The organism is Escherichia sp. KCJ4928, from assembly GCF_004352695.1.
In the GTDB taxonomy this organism is placed as follows: Bacteria; Pseudomonadota; Gammaproteobacteria; order Enterobacterales; family Enterobacteriaceae; genus ECMA0423.
Map to the genome: position 1 here is coordinate 15871 of NZ_SJWV01000003.1, position 15812 is coordinate 31682.

Below are 15812 nucleotides of genomic sequence, written 5' to 3' on the forward strand. Positions count from 1 at the left end.
GGCAAATCATGGCGAGACGTATTCTGGTCGTAGAAGATGAAGCTCCAATTCGCGAAATGGTCTGCTTCGTGCTCGAACAAAATGGCTTTCAGCCGGTCGAAGCGGAAGATTATGACAGTGCTGTGAATCAACTGAATGAACCCTGGCCGGATTTAATTCTCCTTGACTGGATGTTACCTGGCGGCTCCGGTATCCAGTTCATCAAACACCTCAAGCGCGAGTCGATGACCCGGGATATTCCAGTGGTGATGTTGACCGCCAGAGGGGAAGAAGAAGATCGCGTGCGCGGCCTTGAAACCGGGGCGGATGACTATATCACCAAGCCGTTTTCGCCGAAGGAGCTGGTGGCGCGAATCAAAGCGGTAATGCGCCGTATTTCGCCAATGGCGGTGGAAGAGGTGATCGAGATGCAGGGGCTAAGTCTCGACCCGACATCTCACCGGGTGATGGCGGGTGAAGAGCCGCTGGAGATGGGGCCGACAGAATTTAAACTGCTGCACTTTTTTATGACGCATCCTGAGCGCGTATACAGCCGCGAGCAGCTGTTAAACCACGTCTGGGGAACCAACGTGTATGTGGAAGATCGTACGGTCGATGTCCACATTCGTCGCCTGCGTAAAGCACTGGAGCCAGGCGGGCATGATCGCATGGTGCAGACCGTGCGCGGTACAGGATATCGTTTTTCAACCCGCTTTTAACGCCTTGCTCATCGGACGCAGAGCAGGGCTTATGATTTCTTAACTGGAGTATCTTACGTGCTGGAACGGCTGTCGTGGAAAAGGCTGGTGCTGGAGCTGCTACTTTGCTGCCTCCCGGCTTTCATCCTGGGTGCATTTTTTGGTTACCTGCCCTGGTTTTTGCTGGCATCGGTAACAGGACTGCTTATCTGGCATTTCTGGAATTTATTGCGCCTTTCATGGTGGCTGTGGGTGGATCGCAGTATGACCCCGCCACCGGGGCGTGGTAGCTGGGAACCGCTACTATACGGCTTACACCAGATGCAGCTGCGAAATAAAAAACGCCGCCGTGAACTGGGCAATCTGATTAAACGCTTTCGTAGCGGCGCGGAGTCGCTGCCCGACGCGGTGGTGCTGACCACGGAAGAGGGCGGTATTTTCTGGTGTAACGGTCTGGCGCAACAGATTCTTGGTTTGCGCTGGCCGGAAGATAACGGGCAGAACATCCTTAACCTACTGCGTTACCCGGAGTTTACGCAATATCTGAAAACGCGTGATTTTTCTCGCCCGCTCAATCTGGTGCTCAACACCGGGCGGCATCTGGAAATTCGCGTCATGCCTTATACCCACAAACAGTTGCTGATGGTGGCGCGTGATGTCACGCAAATGCATCAACTGGAAGGGGCGCGGCGTAACTTTTTTGCCAACGTGAGCCATGAGTTACGCACGCCATTGACCGTGTTACAGGGTTACCTGGAGATGATGGATGAGCAGCCGCTGGAAGGCGCGGTACGCGAAAAAGCGTTGCACACCATGCGCGAGCAGACCCAGCGGATGGAAGGGCTGGTGAAGCAGTTGCTGACGCTGTCGAAAATAGAAGCCGCACCGACGCATTTGCTCAATGAAAAGGTTGATGTGCCGATGATGCTGCGCGTTGTTGAGCGTGAGGCTCAGACTCTGAGTCAGAAAAAACAGACATTTACCTTTGAGATAGATAACGGCCTCAAAGTGTCTGGCAACGAAGATCAGCTACGCAGTGCGATTTCGAACCTGGTCTATAACGCCGTGAATCATACTCCAGAAGGCACGCATATCACCGTACGCTGGCAGCGAGTGCCGCACGGTGCCGAATTTAGCGTTGAAGATAACGGACCGGGCATTGCACCGGAGCATATTCCGCGCCTGACCGAGCGTTTTTATCGCGTTGATAAAGCGCGTTCCCGGCAAACCGGCGGTAGCGGATTAGGGTTAGCGATCGTGAAACATGCTGTGAATCATCACGAAAGTCGCCTGAATATTGAGAGTACAGTAGGAAAAGGAACACGTTTCAGTTTTGTTATCCCGGAACGTTTAATTGCCAAAAACAGCGATTAATCCGCCTTTGTCATCTTTTATTGCCATAAGCCAGTCGATGCTGGCTTATTTTCTTTGCAGTCAAAATACGGGCGTTAGATTTTACAACGGTTGGTGATTTTTCGTTCGCATGATTAGCCATGTCTTTTTCACGGAAATAGTGTTTTATACTGGTTGGTGATTTCTTATCGCTATATACCTCTGGTTTTTAGATCCCTCCTTGCTTTAAAACGTTATAAGCGTTTAAATTGCGCTTCAGGTGCTGTCATACTGACTGCATTAACGCGGTAAATCGAAAAACTATTCTTCGCCGCGCCTGGTTGGGAGTATTTCCCGCTAAAATTGTTTAAATATACCGCTGTATCATCCCCAGGGATTGGCACAAAAATTTAACGTTACAACACCACATCCACAGGCAGTATGATTTATGACCCATCAATTAAGATCGCGCGATATCATCGCTCTGGGCTTTATGACATTTGCGTTGTTCGTCGGCGCAGGTAACATTATTTTCCCTCCAATGGTCGGCTTGCAGGCAGGCGAACACGTCTGGACTGCGGCATTCGGCTTCCTCATTACTGCCGTTGGCCTGCCGGTATTAACGGTAGTGGCGCTGGCAAAAGTTGGCGGCGGTGTTGACAGCCTCAGCACGCCAATCGGTAAAGTCGCTGGCGTGCTGCTGGCAACGGTTTGTTACCTGGCGGTGGGGCCGCTTTTCGCTACGCCGCGTACAGCTACCGTTTCCTTTGAAGTGGGGATTGCGCCGCTGACGGGTGATTCCGCGCTGCCGCTGTTTATCTACAGCCTGGTCTATTTCGCTATCGTTATTCTGGTTTCGCTCTATCCGGGCAAGCTGCTGGATACCGTGGGCAACTTCCTTGCGCCGCTGAAAATTATCGCGCTGGTCATCCTGTCTGTTGCCGCGATTGTCTGGCCGGCGGGTTCTATCAGCACGGCGACTGAGGCTTATCAAAACGCTGCGTTTTCTAACGGCTTCGTTAACGGCTATCTGACCATGGATACGCTGGGCGCAATGGTGTTTGGTATCGTTATTGTTAACGCGGCGCGTTCTCGTGGCGTTACCGAAGCGCGTCTGCTGACCCGTTATACCGTCTGGGCTGGCCTGATGGCGGGTGTTGGTCTGACTCTGCTGTACCTGGCGCTGTTCCGTCTGGGTTCAGACAGCGCGTCGCTGGTCGATCAGTCTGCAAACGGCGCTGCTATTCTGCATGCTTACGTTCAGCACACCTTTGGCGGCGGCGGTAGCTTCCTGCTGGCGGCGTTAATCTTCATCGCCTGCCTGGTAACGGCAGTTGGCCTGACCTGTGCTTGTGCAGAATTCTTTGCCCAGTACGTACCGCTCTCTTATCGTACGCTGGTGTTTATCCTCGGCGGCTTCTCGATGGTGGTTTCTAACCTCGGCTTAAGCCAGCTGATCCAGATCTCCGTACCGGTGCTGACCGCTATTTATCCGCCGTGTATCGCACTGGTTGTATTAAGTTTTACACGCTCATGGTGGCATAATTCGTCCCGCGTGATTGCTCCGCCGATGTTTATCAGCCTGCTTTTTGGTATTCTCGACGGGATCAAAGCATCTGCATTCAGCGATATCTTACCGTCCTGGGCGCAGCGTTTACCGCTGGCCGAACAAGGTCTGGCGTGGTTAATGCCAACAGTGGTGATGGTGGTTCTGGCCATTATCTGGGATCGCGCGGCAGGTCGTCAGGTGACCTCCAGCGCTCACTAAATCACTGAACATTTGTTTTAACCACGGGGCTGCGATGCCCCGTGGTTTTTTATTGTGTTGATGGGTTAGGAATTGATGGAAAGTAAGAACAAGCTAAAGCGTGGGCTAAGTACCCGCCACATACGCTTTATGGCACTGGGTTCAGCAATTGGCACCGGGCTGTTTTACGGTTCGGCAGACGCCATCAAAATGGCCGGTCCGAGCGTGTTGTTGGCCTATATTATCGGTGGTATCGCGGCGTATATCATTATGCGTGCGCTGGGGGAAATGTCGGTACATAACCCGGCCGCCAGCTCTTTCTCGCGTTATGCGCAGGAAAACCTCGGCCCGCTGGCAGGTTACATTACCGGCTGGACCTACTGCTTTGAAATCCTTATTGTCGCCATCGCCGATGTGACCGCTTTTGGTATCTATATGGGTGTCTGGTTCCCGACGGTGCCGCACTGGATTTGGGTACTGAGCGTGGTGCTGATCATTTGCGCCGTAAACCTGATGAGCGTGAAGGTATTCGGTGAGCTGGAATTCTGGTTCTCGTTCTTTAAAGTCGCCACCATCATCATCATGATTGTCGCCGGTTTCGGCATCATCATCTGGGGGATTGGCAACGGCGGGCAACCGACTGGTATTCATAACCTGTGGAGCAACGGCGGCTTCTTCAGTAACGGCTGGCTTGGCATGGTAATGTCGTTGCAAATGGTGATGTTTGCTTACGGTGGGATCGAAATTATCGGGATTACCGCCGGTGAAGCGAAAGATCCTGAGAAATCGATTCCGCGTGCGATTAACTCCGTGCCGATGCGTATTCTGGTGTTCTACGTCGGTACGCTGTTCGTCATTATGTCTATCTACCCGTGGAATCAGGTTGGCACTGCCGGTAGCCCGTTCGTGCTGACGTTCCAGCATATGGGCATTACCTTTGCCGCCAGCATTCTTAACTTTGTTGTGCTGACCGCTTCGCTGTCGGCAATTAACAGTGACGTATTTGGCGTAGGCCGTATGCTCCACGGTATGGCAGAGCAGGGCAGCGCACCGAAAATTTTCAGCAAAACGTCGCGTCGCGGTATTCCGTGGGTTACGGTGCTGGTGATGACTACCGCGCTGCTGTTTGCGGTGTATCTGAACTACATCATGCCGGAAAACGTCTTCCTGGTGATCGCTTCGCTGGCAACCTTCGCCACGGTATGGGTGTGGATTATGATCCTGCTGTCGCAAATCGCCTTCCGTCGCCGTTTGCCGCCAGAAGAAGTTAAGGCGCTGAAATTTAAAGTGCCGGGTGGGGTAGCAACGACCATCGGCGGGCTGATTTTCCTGCTCTTTATTATCGGGTTGATTGGTTATCACCCGGATACGCGTATCTCGCTGTATGTCGGTTTCGCGTGGATTGTTGTGCTGTTGATTGGCTGGATGTTTAAACGCCGCCACGATCGTCAGCTGGCTGAAAACCAGTAATCCTTGCGTTCTGTAAGCCGGTTCAGGAGGAAATCCTGATCCGGCTATTCCGAAAGTTATCCGCCCCCGTCCTCCTCCCCCAAATATCCTTCAGATGATGAGTGATCCTGCATTAGGCTATGGCAAGGTGATCAGATTTTCATCACAGGGGAATTATGATGTTAAATGCATGGCACCTGCCGGTGCCCCCATTTGTTAAACAAAGCAAAGATCAACTGCTCATTACACTGTGGCTGACGGGCGAAGACCCACCGCAGCGCATTATGCTGCGTACAGAACACGATAACGAAGAAATGTCAGTATCGATGCATAAGCAGCGCAGTCAGCAGCAGCCTGGCGTCACCGCATGGCGTGCGGCGATTGATCTCTCCAGCGGACAACCCCGGCGGCGTTACAGTTTCAAACTGCTGTGGCACGATCGCCAGCGTTGGTTTACACCGCAGGGCTTCAGCCGAATGCCGCCGGCACGACTGGAGCAGTTTGCCGTCGATGTACCGGATATCGGCCCACAATGGGCTGCGGATCAGATTTTTTATCAGATCTTCCCTGATCGTTTTGCGCGTAGTCTTCCTCGTGAAGCTGAACAGGATCATGTCTATTACCATCATGCAGCCGGACAAGAGATCATCTTGCGTGACTGGGATGAACCGGTCACGGCGCAGGCGGGCGGATCAACGTTCTATGGCGGCGATCTGGACGGGATAAGCGAAAAACTGCCGTATCTGAAAAAGCTTGGCGTGACGGCGCTGTATCTCAATCCGGTGTTTAAAGCTCCCAGCGTACATAAATACGATACCGAGGATTATCGCCATGTCGATCCGCAGTTTGGCGGTGATGGGGCGTTGCTGCGCTTACGCCACAATACGCAGCAGCTGGGAATGCGGCTGGTGCTGGATGGCGTGTTTAACCACAGTGGCGATTCCCATGCCTGGTTTGACAGGCACAATCGTGGCACGGGGGGAGCTTGTCACAACCCTGAATCGCCCTGGCGCGACTGGTACTCGTTTAGTGATGATGGCACGGCGCTCGACTGGCTTGGCTATGCCAGCTTGCCGAAGCTGGATTATCAGTCGGAAAGTCTGGTGAATGAAATTTATCGCGGGGAAGACAGTATTGTCCGCCATTGGCTGAAAGCGCCGTGGAGTATGGACGGCTGGCGGCTGGATGTGGTGCATATGCTGGGGGAGGCGGGTGGGGCGCGCAATAATATGCAGCACGTTGCTGGGATCACCGAAGCGGCGAAAGAAACCCAGCCGGAAGCGTATATTGTCGGCGAACATTTTGGCGATGCACGGCAATGGTTACAGGCCGATGTGGAAGATGCCGCCATGAACTATCGTGGCTTCACATTCCCGTTGTGGGGATTTCTTGCCAATACCGATATCTCTTACGATCCGCAGCAAATTGATGCCCAAACCTGTATGGCCTGGATGGATAATTACCGCGCAGGGCTTTCTCATCAACAACAATTACGTATGTTTAATCAGCTCGACAGCCACGATACTGCGCGATTTAAAACGCTGCTCGGTCGGGATATTGCGCGCCTGCCGCTGGCGGTGGTCTGGCTGTTCACCTGGCCTGGTGTACCGTGCATTTATTACGGTGATGAAGTAGGACTGGATGGCAAAAACGATCCGTTTTGCCGTAAACCGTTCCCCTGGCAGGTGGAAAAGCAGGATACGGCGTTATTCGCGCTGTACCAGCGAATGATTGCGCTGCGTAAGAAAAGTCAGGCGCTGCGTCGTGGCGGCTGTCAGGTGCTGTATGCGGAAGATAACGTAGTGGTATTTGTCCGCGTGCTGAATCAGCAACGTGTACTGGTGGCAATCAACCGTGGCGAGGCCTGTGAAGTGGTGCTCCCCGCGTCACCGTTTCTTAATGTCGCGCAATGGCAACGCAAAGAAGGCCATGGGCAACTGACAAACGGGATTCTGGCTTTGCCTGCCATTTCGGCTACGGTATGGATGAACTAACGTTTTATAACGCCTTGTGTGACGCCTGCGCCATCATCCGCGGATAAAACTGCCAGAAGCGGGTTTCGAGGGCGTCATAATGAGCGTCTAAATCGTACCAGGAGTCACGCAGGGCATCCAGACGTGGGCGGCGGCTTGCCATGCCGTTTAACACGTTCTGGATGAAATCCATATCGCGATAGCGCACCAGCCACTGCTCTGACCACAAGTAATTGTTCAGATTGATAAAACGTGGCGGTGAGTCCGGCAAAATCGTCATCACTTGCTCGCGGGCATAACAGACAAATTCCTGTAGCGGAAAGTCCGGCGACAGCTGCGACCAGTGGCGGGAAAGAAAGTGATCCCACATGACATCCAGCGTAATAGGCGCAACGCGGCGAGTTTCACTACGAAACCATTCCCGTGCTTCGCGGACTTCCGGCAGATTGTCGGTTAATACGTCGATACGTCGATGCATATGAATGCCAGCCACGACGTCGGGCGGAAAACTTTCTTCAGGATTTCCGCGTACGAAATCAGCCAGTAAATTGCCGGAAAGCGAGCTTTCCGCGAGATGGGCTAAATGCAGGTGAGCTAAAAAATTCATCGATTATATTCTATCCAAAAGGGGGTAAAGGTTGCAGGGAGAGCGCCCCGGCACTAGACTACCCGCCTCTTATTTTAGTCTGAGTCAGTGTCATGCGCGTTACCGATTTCTCCTTTGAATTGCCCGAATCCCTGATTGCCCACTATCCCATGCCTGAACGCAGTAGCTGTCGTTTACTGTCGCTGGACGGGCCGACGGGCGCGCTGACGCACGGTACTTTCACCGATTTACTCGATAAGCTCAACCCCGGCGATCTTCTGGTTTTTAATAATACCCGCGTGATCCCGGCGCGCCTGTTTGGGCGTAAAGCCAGCGGCGGCAAGATTGAAGTGCTGGTTGAACGGATGCTCGACGACAAACGCATTCTTGCGCATATTCGCGCCTCGAAAGCGCCAAAACCTGGCGCAGAACTGCTGCTGGGCGATGACGAAAGTATTAACGCAACAATGACCGCGCGCCACGGCGCACTGTTTGAAGTCGAATTTAATGATGAACGCTCGGTGCTGGATATTCTCAACAGCATCGGCCATATGCCGCTGCCGCCGTATATCGACCGTCCGGACGAAGACGCTGACCGCGAACTTTATCAAACCGTTTATAGCGAAAAACCGGGCGCGGTTGCAGCCCCGACCGCTGGTCTGCATTTTGACGAGCCTTTGCTGGAAAAATTGCGCGCCAAAGGCGTGGAGATGGCGTTTGTGACGTTGCACGTTGGTGCGGGCACCTTCCAGCCGGTGCGCGTCGACACCATTGAAGATCACATCATGCACTCGGAATACGCTGAAGTACCGCAGGATGTGGTAGACGCGGTACTGGCGGCGAAAGCGCGCGGTAACCGGGTGATTGCGGTTGGCACCACTTCAGTACGTTCGCTGGAAAGCGCGGCTCAGGCAGCGAAAAACGATCTCATTGAACCGTTCTTCGACGATACCCAAATCTTTATCTATCCGGGCTTCCAGTACAAAGTGGTCGATGCGCTGGTGACGAACTTCCACTTGCCAGAGTCGACGCTGATTATGCTGGTTTCGGCCTTTGCCGGTTATCAACACACCATGAACGCCTATAAAGCAGCGGTAGAAGAGAAATATCGCTTTTTTAGTTACGGTGATGCGATGTTTATCACGTACAATCCGCAGGCAATTAATGAGCGCGTCGGGGAGTAATTCCGCGGCGCTGGTTTAAAACGTTGGACTGTTTTTCTGACGTAGTGGAGAAAAAATGAAATTTGAACTGGACACCACCGACGGTCGCGCACGCCGTGGCCGCCTGGTCTTTGATCGTGGCGTAGTGGAAACGCCTTGTTTTATGCCTGTTGGCACCTACGGCACCGTAAAAGGGATGACGCCGGAAGAAGTTGAAGCCACTGGCGCGCAAATTATCCTCGGCAACACCTTCCACCTGTGGCTGCGCCCGGGCCAGGAAATCATGAAACTGCACGGCGATCTGCACGATTTTATGCAGTGGAAGGGGCCGATCCTCACCGACTCCGGCGGTTTCCAGGTCTTCAGCCTTGGCGATATTCGTAAAATCACCGAACAGGGCGTGCACTTCCGTAACCCGATCAACGGCGATCCGATTTTCCTCGATCCTGAAAAATCAATGGAGATTCAGTACGATCTTGGTTCGGATATCGTCATGATCTTTGATGAGTGTACGCCGTATCCTGCTGACTGGGATTACGCAAAACGCTCCATGGAGATGTCTCTGCGTTGGGCGAAGCGTAGCCGTGAGCGTTTTGACAGTCTCGGAAACAAAAATGCGCTGTTTGGTATCATTCAGGGCAGCGTTTACGAAGATTTACGTGATATTTCTGTTAAAGGTCTGGTAGATATCGGTTTTGATGGCTACGCTGTCGGCGGTCTGGCTGTGGGTGAGCCGAAAGCAGATATGCACCGCATTCTGGAGCATGTATGCCCGCAAATTCCGGCAGACAAACCGCGTTACCTGATGGGCGTTGGTAAACCAGAAGACCTGGTTGAAGGCGTACGTCGTGGTATCGATATGTTTGACTGCGTAATGCCAACCCGCAACGCCCGAAATGGTCATTTGTTCGTGACCGATGGCGTGGTGAAAATCCGCAATGCGAAGTATAAGAGCGATACTGGCCCACTCGATCCTGAGTGTGATTGCTACACCTGTCGCAATTATTCACGCGCTTACTTGCATCATCTTGACCGTTGCAACGAAATATTAGGCGCGCGACTCAACACCATTCATAACCTTCGTTACTACCAGCGTTTGATGGCGGGTTTACGCAAGGCTATTGAAGAGGGTAAATTAGAGAGCTTCGTAACTGATTTTTACCAGCGTCAGGGGCGAGAAGTACCACCTTTGAACGTTGATTAATATTAATAATGAGGGAAATTTAATGAGCTTTTTTATTTCTGATGCGGTAGCGGCAACGGGTGCACCGGCGCAAGGTAGCCCGATGTCTTTGATTTTGATGCTGGTGGTATTCGGTCTGATTTTCTATTTCATGATCCTGCGTCCACAGCAGAAGCGCACCAAAGAACACAAAAAGCTGATGGACTCCATTGCCAAAGGTGATGAAGTTCTGACGAACGGTGGCCTGGTTGGTCGCGTAACCAAAGTAGCGGAAAACGGCTACATTGCTATCGCGCTGAATGACACCACTGAAGTAGTTATTAAACGTGACTTCGTAGCTGCCGTCCTGCCGAAAGGCACCATGAAGGCGCTGTAATTAAAATTTTTCCCTAAGGGAATTGCCGTGTTAAACCGTTATCCTTTGTGGAAGTACGTCATGCTGATCGTGGTGATTGTCATCGGTCTGCTGTATGCGCTTCCCAACCTGTTTGGTGAGGATCCGGCTGTTCAGATCACTGGTGCGCGCGGAGTCGCCGCCAGTGAGCAAACGCTGATCCAGGTCCAGAAAACGTTACAAGAAGAAAAAATAACTGCTAAGTCTGTGGCACTGGAAGAGGGCGCTATTCTTGCGCGCTTCGACTCCACTGACACCCAGCTGCGCGCTCGTGAAGCATTAATGGGCGTTATGGGTGACAAATACGTCGTGGCGCTTAACCTTGCCCCGGCAACGCCGCGCTGGCTGGCAGCTATTCACGCTGAGCCGATGAAGCTCGGCCTTGACCTGCGTGGCGGCGTTCACTTCCTGATGGAAGTGGATATGGACACCGCGCTTGGCAAACTCCAGGAACAAAATATCGATAGCCTGCGCAGCGATCTGCGTGAAAAGGGCATCCCGTATACCACCGTTCGTAAAGAAAACAACTACGGCCTGAGCATTACTTTCCGCGATGCTAAAGCTCGTGATGAAGCCATTGCGTATCTGAGCAAGCGCCATCCGGACCTGGTGATTAGTAGCCAGGGCAGCAACCAGCTGCGTGCGGTAATGAGCGATGCTCGTCTGAGTGAAGCGCGTGAATATGCGGTGCAGCAGAACATCAATATCCTGCGTAACCGTGTAAACCAACTTGGCGTGGCGGAGCCGGTGGTTCAGCGTCAGGGTGCTGACCGTATCGTTGTTGAACTGCCAGGTATTCAGGACACTGCGCGTGCGAAAGAGATTCTGGGTGCGACGGCAACGCTGGAATTCCGTCTGGTAAACACCAACGTTGACCAGGCCGCTGCGGCATCCGGTCGCGTACCGGGCGACTCTGAAGTGAAACAGACCCGCGAAGGTCAGCCAGTTGTGCTGTACAAACGCGTAATTCTGACCGGTGACCATATCACCGACTCCACTTCCAGCCAGGACGAATACAACCAACCGCAGGTTAACATCTCGCTCGATAGCGCTGGTGGTAACATCATGTCTAACTTCACTAAGGACAACATCGGCAAACCGATGGCAACCCTGTTTGTGGAGTACAAAGACAGCGGTAAGAAAGATGCAAATGGTCGTGCGGTTCTGGTGAAACAGGAAGAGGTGATTAACATCGCCAACATCCAGTCTCGTCTGGGTAACAGCTTCCGTATCACCGGCATCAACAACCCGAACGAAGCCCGTCAGCTGTCACTGCTGCTGCGTGCCGGTGCGTTGATCGCGCCGATTCAGATTGTTGAAGAACGTACCATTGGCCCAACCCTGGGTATGCAGAACATTGAACAGGGGCTGGAGGCTTGCCTTGCCGGTCTGCTGGTTTCTATTCTGTTCATGATCATCTTCTATAAGAAGTTTGGTCTGATTGCGACCAGTGCTCTGATTGCCAACTTGATCTTAATCGTCGGCATTATGTCGCTGTTGCCAGGCGCAACGCTGAGTATGCCAGGTATCGCGGGTATCGTCTTAACCCTTGCGGTGGCGGTCGATGCGAACGTACTGATCAACGAACGTATTAAAGAAGAGTTGAGCAACGGACGTACTGTTCAACAGGCAATTGATGAAGGTTATCGTGGCGCATTCAGTTCTATCTTCGATGCGAACATCACCACGCTGATTAAAGTCATCATCCTGTACGCAGTGGGTACCGGGGCAATTAAAGGGTTCGCGATTACTACCGGTATCGGTGTGGCGACGTCGATGTTTACCGCGATTGTCGGTACGCGTGCCATCGTAAACCTGCTATATGGCGGCAAGCGCGTCAAGAAGCTGTCAATCTGAGGAGTGCGATGTGGCACAGGAATATACTGTTGAACAACTAAACCACGGCCGTAAAGTCTATGACTTTATGCGCTGGGACTACTGGGCTTTCGGCATCTCTGGTCTGCTGTTAATCGCCGCTATCGTTATTATGGGCGTGCGCGGCTTTAACTGGGGGCTGGATTTCACCGGTGGTACGGTTATCGAAATTACGCTCGAAAAACCGGCTGAAATTGACGTAATGCGTGATGCATTGCAAAAAGCCGGTTTTGAAGAGCCAATGCTGCAAAACTTTGGTAGCAGCCACGACATCATGGTCCGTATGCCGCCTGCTGAAGGCGAAACCGGCGGTCAGGTGCTGGGCAGCCAGGTTCTGAAGGTGATTAACGAATCCACCAATCAGAATGCAGCAGTGAAGCGTATTGAGTTCGTCGGTCCGAGCGTGGGGGCAGACCTTGCGCAAACCGGTGCGATGGCGTTGATGGCAGCGCTGCTGTCTATCCTCGTGTACGTAGGTTTCCGCTTTGAGTGGCGACTGGCGGCAGGGGTGGTTATTGCGCTGGCGCACGACGTTATCATTACGCTGGGTATTTTGTCGTTATTCCATATCGAGATTGACCTGACCATTGTGGCATCGTTGATGTCGGTTATCGGTTACTCGCTTAACGACAGTATCGTGGTATCGGACCGTATTCGTGAAAACTTCCGCAAGATCCGTCGCGGTACGCCTTACGAAATCTTTAACGTGTCCTTGACCCAGACGCTGCACCGTACCTTGATCACATCCGGTACTACCTTGATGGTTATCCTGATGCTGTACCTCTTCGGTGGTCCGGTACTGGAAGGCTTCTCGCTGACCATGCTTATCGGTGTTTCCATCGGTACTGCATCTTCCATCTATGTGGCATCTGCGTTGGCTCTGAAACTGGGTATGAAGCGCGAACACATGTTGCAGCAGAAAGTGGAAAAAGAAGGGGCGGATCAGCCGTCAATTCTGCCTTAATCAAGTTCCCGTTGATGTTGAAAATCCCGGTCAGAAGATCGGGATTTTTTTTGATGTATGGAGATTGCGAAAATCCCCGCATCTTGGGAAACTGCGCGTAACCCTACATTTCATCCAGGTAACTTTTCATGGCTATCATCCCAAAAAACTATGCGCGGTTAGAAAGCGGCTATCGCGAAAAAGCATTAAAAATCTATCCGTGGGTCTGCGGTCGCTGTTCCCGCGAGTTTGTCTATTCCAACCTGCGTGAACTTACTGTTCACCACATTGATCACGACCATACCAATAACCCGGAAGATGGCAGTAACTGGGAATTGCTTTGTCTCTATTGCCACGATCATGAGCATTCGAAATATACCGAAGCGGATCAGTATGGTACGACCGTTATCGCAGGGGAAGATGCGCAGAAAGATGTCGGTGAAGCGAAGTACAACCCATTCGCTGACCTGAAAGCGATGATGAACAAGAAGAAGTGATTAAAACGTAAAATTGCCTGATGCGCTACGCTTATCAGGACTACGTTATTTCAGCAATATATTGAATTTACGTGCTTTTGTGGGTCGGACAAAGCGTTTACGCCGCATCCGGCATGAACAAAGCGCACGTTGTTAACAATCTGAAATGCCGGGAATAAATCCCGGCATTTTCATAATCAGAAGTTGTAACCTACAACCAGGTAACCACCCCAGCCGGTAGAGCGAACGTTGAAGTTGCCGTTGCCGAAGTTCAGTTCTGCATCGTCGTTCCACTGACCACCGTCGTGCCAGTAACGAGCTACGACAGAGTAGTGCCAGTGATCGTAGTTCAGAGCCAGAATATGGCTGGAAGCGATAGAGTTATTAGTACGGGTCTTAATACCGTTGATTGCGTTACCGCTGTCATCCCCTAAATCGGAACCCCAGTCGAAGTTGGTGAAGCCGATGTAGCTCAGCTGACCGCCCCACAGATCGGTAATCGGCACAAAGTATTTAATTTTGAAACGGTAACCGTCCCACTCGTTTTCGTTCGCTGCGCCATAGTTCTGCCACTGGTATTTCGCATAGACGTTCATGGACAGGCTCATCGGCAGACCAGTATCGATGTCGGTACCCAGACCCATATACCAGGTGCTCTGGCGACCATCTTTATTACGACCCATGTCGTAAATGTAGTTGTTCGCGAAGTACCACTCTTTGAACGGACCGAAGCTAAGGTCAGTATTGGTCAGCTTGTCGATGGAGAAACGTGGTTCGATTTCCATAAACAGCGGAGAGCCGTGGTTCCAGATACCTTTGGCATCGGAGTTACCGCCGAAGAATACCGGCGCATCCGCATAACCATAGAAGTCGAACCAGTCTTTTTTAGCGAATGCTTCGTACTCAAGGTAGGTATCGTTGCGGATCTGCGGTCCAAAACGGGTGTGATAGCTTCCGACAACGTTAACGCTCTGGTGCCACCAGTCGGAAAGATACTGCGGTTTGTCGTTTTCAGCTGCGTTGACAGTAAAAGACGAAGAGAGCGCCAGTACCGCACCGGCTGCCAGTAATGTTTTTTTCATATGTATGCCACTGTTTGAAAATCCCTTGCGGGAGTGAAAAAGGCGCAAATTGCGTTTCTAAATATTTCGTATACAGAGGAGCCTATTATAAAAATCATTGCTCACAAAAATATGTTTCGTTTCACAGTTCTATCATTTACGTAATCGATTGCGTTCACGTTTACACACATTCGGGCAGGGATTGTACTGACTTTCACCCTTGTTGCAAACTTTTACTATCAATCTGGGTGATGTAAGCGGAGTAACAAAATGACGGGGAAAGATGTTGCGGGACGCACAAAATCGCCCCGAAATACGTTTACTGCATAACAGGTTGAATATCGTGGATACGTACGAAGTCTAACTGTTCTACAGAAATACCCTTTAACTGTAACGGAATATCAACATCGCTGGGGGCGAGGACGCTGGCAGGGGCATTAATCAATTGATTCTGCACATTGATTTCCTGAAAGTTGTCTATTGTTCCCTGAATTTGCCCATATTCAACAGTTCCGCTGAATGCGGGCAAGGGATCATTCGACTCGCCCTGAATACGTAGCGTCAGGGTGGTGCCATCTGCATCAGGCGTAATATTCACCAGCGACATACGTAAAGTACCGATCTGGCTTTCCAGTCTTGCCGGTGTTTTCGCTCCAGGCAGAAGGTAAACCCCACTGCTGGATTTTGCATTCAGCCTGTTTTGCTGAGTGATTTTGACCGTTTCTTTATTGAGTTGCGTCATCTCCTGGTTCAGCGTGCTGACGCTGTGTTTCATCTGTCGCACTTCGCTCTGCTGCACACAGGCGCTAAGGCTGAACAGGCTTCCCAGCAGGAGCAGTCGAAAAACGTTAGTATTCATAGGTCGTCCCTTTCTCGTCGCAATTAGCCTAATGGTAGAGGGTAAAAGCAGCGAAAGCATCGATCCTTTATCTCAAAAGCGTTGCGCCTTTGTT

At 51.8% G+C, this 15812-nt stretch carries 14 protein-coding genes; 11 read left to right on the forward strand and 3 right to left on the reverse strand.

Annotation, left to right across the window (positions count from 1 at the left end):
• The first annotated feature begins 8 nt into the window (after positions 1-8).
• From phoB to malZ, 5 genes are all read left to right on the forward strand, one after another.
• On the forward strand, positions 9-698 hold the full coding sequence (gene phoB, locus E0D98_RS00970) for a phosphate response regulator transcription factor PhoB (RefSeq protein WP_000113933.1): 690 nt from the start codon (positions 9-11) through the stop codon (positions 696-698).
• Positions 699-755: 57 nt separating this feature from the next.
• Entirely contained in the window at positions 756-2051 is a 1296-nt protein-coding gene (phoR, locus tag E0D98_RS00975; RefSeq protein WP_000893603.1) for a phosphate regulon sensor histidine kinase PhoR, read from the forward strand.
• A 406-nt stretch (positions 2052-2457) separates the two neighbouring features.
• A complete protein-coding gene (gene brnQ / locus E0D98_RS00980) occupies positions 2458-3777 on the forward strand; it encodes a branched-chain amino acid transporter carrier protein BrnQ (protein WP_000149639.1) in 1320 nt (439 codons plus the stop codon).
• Between the two features lie 75 nt (positions 3778-3852).
• Positions 3853-5226 (forward strand): proline-specific permease ProY, encoded by a 1374-nt coding sequence (proY, locus tag E0D98_RS00985; protein ID WP_001295329.1) that lies wholly within the window; start codon positions 3853-3855, stop codon positions 5224-5226.
• Positions 5227-5381: 155 nt separating this feature from the next.
• Positions 5382-7199, forward strand: coding sequence for a maltodextrin glucosidase (malZ, locus tag E0D98_RS00990; protein WP_001299113.1), 1818 nt, complete (start codon positions 5382-5384; stop codon positions 7197-7199).
• A gap of 4 nt (positions 7200-7203) precedes the next feature.
• Here the strand turns inward: malZ and acpH are convergent, their stop codons facing one another.
• Complete coding sequence (gene acpH / locus E0D98_RS00995; protein ID WP_001009884.1) at positions 7204-7785, reverse strand: ACP phosphodiesterase; 582 nt, start codon at positions 7783-7785, stop codon at positions 7204-7206.
• A 92-nt stretch (positions 7786-7877) separates the two neighbouring features.
• Between acpH and queA the strand changes: the two genes are divergently transcribed.
• The 6 genes from queA to yajD all read left to right on the forward strand — a co-directional run bounded on the left by queA (position 7878) and on the right by yajD (position 13819).
• Positions 7878-8948 carry a tRNA preQ1(34) S-adenosylmethionine ribosyltransferase-isomerase QueA gene (gene queA, locus E0D98_RS01000; protein WP_001266503.1) on the forward strand — a complete coding sequence of 357 codons (1071 nt, stop codon included), beginning with the start codon at positions 7878-7880 and terminating at the stop codon, positions 8946-8948.
• 55 nt (positions 8949-9003) lie between these two features.
• The gene (gene tgt / locus E0D98_RS01005) at positions 9004-10131 is read left to right on the forward strand and encodes a tRNA guanosine(34) transglycosylase Tgt (protein ID WP_000667319.1); all 1128 of its coding nucleotides are present in this window, start codon (positions 9004-9006) and stop codon (positions 10129-10131) included.
• A gap of 22 nt (positions 10132-10153) precedes the next feature.
• Positions 10154-10486 (forward strand): preprotein translocase subunit YajC, encoded by a 333-nt coding sequence (gene yajC / locus E0D98_RS01010; protein WP_000007629.1) that lies wholly within the window; start codon positions 10154-10156, stop codon positions 10484-10486.
• A gap of 27 nt (positions 10487-10513) precedes the next feature.
• Positions 10514-12361: a protein translocase subunit SecD gene (secD, locus tag E0D98_RS01015; protein WP_000934822.1), complete on the forward strand. Its 1848-nt coding sequence runs from the start codon at positions 10514-10516 to the stop codon at positions 12359-12361.
• Between the two features lie 10 nt (positions 12362-12371).
• On the forward strand, positions 12372-13343 hold the full coding sequence (gene secF / locus E0D98_RS01020; RefSeq protein WP_000046637.1) for a protein translocase subunit SecF: 972 nt from the start codon (positions 12372-12374) through the stop codon (positions 13341-13343).
• A 128-nt stretch (positions 13344-13471) separates the two neighbouring features.
• Positions 13472-13819 (forward strand): HNH nuclease YajD, encoded by a 348-nt coding sequence (yajD, locus tag E0D98_RS01025; protein ID WP_000974813.1) that lies wholly within the window; start codon positions 13472-13474, stop codon positions 13817-13819.
• A 176-nt stretch (positions 13820-13995) separates the two neighbouring features.
• Here yajD and tsx read toward each other — a convergent pair whose 3' ends face one another.
• Together tsx and E0D98_RS01035 are read right to left on the reverse strand one after the other, a co-directional pair.
• Positions 13996-14880, reverse strand: a complete 885-nt coding sequence (tsx, locus tag E0D98_RS01030) for a nucleoside-specific channel-forming protein Tsx (protein ID WP_001295328.1) — start codon at positions 14878-14880, stop codon at positions 13996-13998.
• Between the two features lie 298 nt (positions 14881-15178).
• Positions 15179-15718 (reverse strand): DUF3251 domain-containing protein, encoded by a 540-nt coding sequence (locus E0D98_RS01035; RefSeq protein WP_001295327.1) that lies wholly within the window; start codon positions 15716-15718, stop codon positions 15179-15181.
• Between the last annotated feature and the right edge of the window lie 94 nt (positions 15719-15812).

Excerpts from the sequence above, each read along its gene's own strand:
- tgt (WP_000667319.1), top strand. The coding sequence starts at position 9,004 with ATGAAATTTGAACTGGACACCACCGACGGTCGCGCACGCCGTGGCCGC.
- E0D98_RS01035 (WP_001295327.1), bottom strand. The coding sequence starts at position 15,718 with ATGAATACTAACGTTTTTCGACTGCTCCTGCTGGGAAGCCTGTTCAGC.
- malZ (WP_001299113.1), top strand. The coding sequence starts at position 5,382 with ATGATGTTAAATGCATGGCACCTGCCGGTGCCCCCATTTGTTAAACAA.
- acpH (WP_001009884.1), bottom strand. The coding sequence starts at position 7,785 with ATGAATTTTTTAGCTCACCTGCATTTAGCCCATCTCGCGGAAAGCTCG.
- phoB (WP_000113933.1), top strand. The coding sequence starts at position 9 with ATGGCGAGACGTATTCTGGTCGTAGAAGATGAAGCTCCAATTCGCGAA.
- brnQ (WP_000149639.1), top strand. The coding sequence starts at position 2,458 with ATGACCCATCAATTAAGATCGCGCGATATCATCGCTCTGGGCTTTATG.
- yajC (WP_000007629.1), top strand. The coding sequence starts at position 10,154 with ATGAGCTTTTTTATTTCTGATGCGGTAGCGGCAACGGGTGCACCGGCG.
- proY (WP_001295329.1), top strand. The coding sequence starts at position 3,853 with ATGGAAAGTAAGAACAAGCTAAAGCGTGGGCTAAGTACCCGCCACATA.
- tsx (WP_001295328.1), bottom strand. The coding sequence starts at position 14,880 with ATGAAAAAAACATTACTGGCAGCCGGTGCGGTACTGGCGCTCTCTTCG.
- queA (WP_001266503.1), top strand. The coding sequence starts at position 7,878 with ATGCGCGTTACCGATTTCTCCTTTGAATTGCCCGAATCCCTGATTGCC.
- yajD (WP_000974813.1), top strand. The coding sequence starts at position 13,472 with ATGGCTATCATCCCAAAAAACTATGCGCGGTTAGAAAGCGGCTATCGC.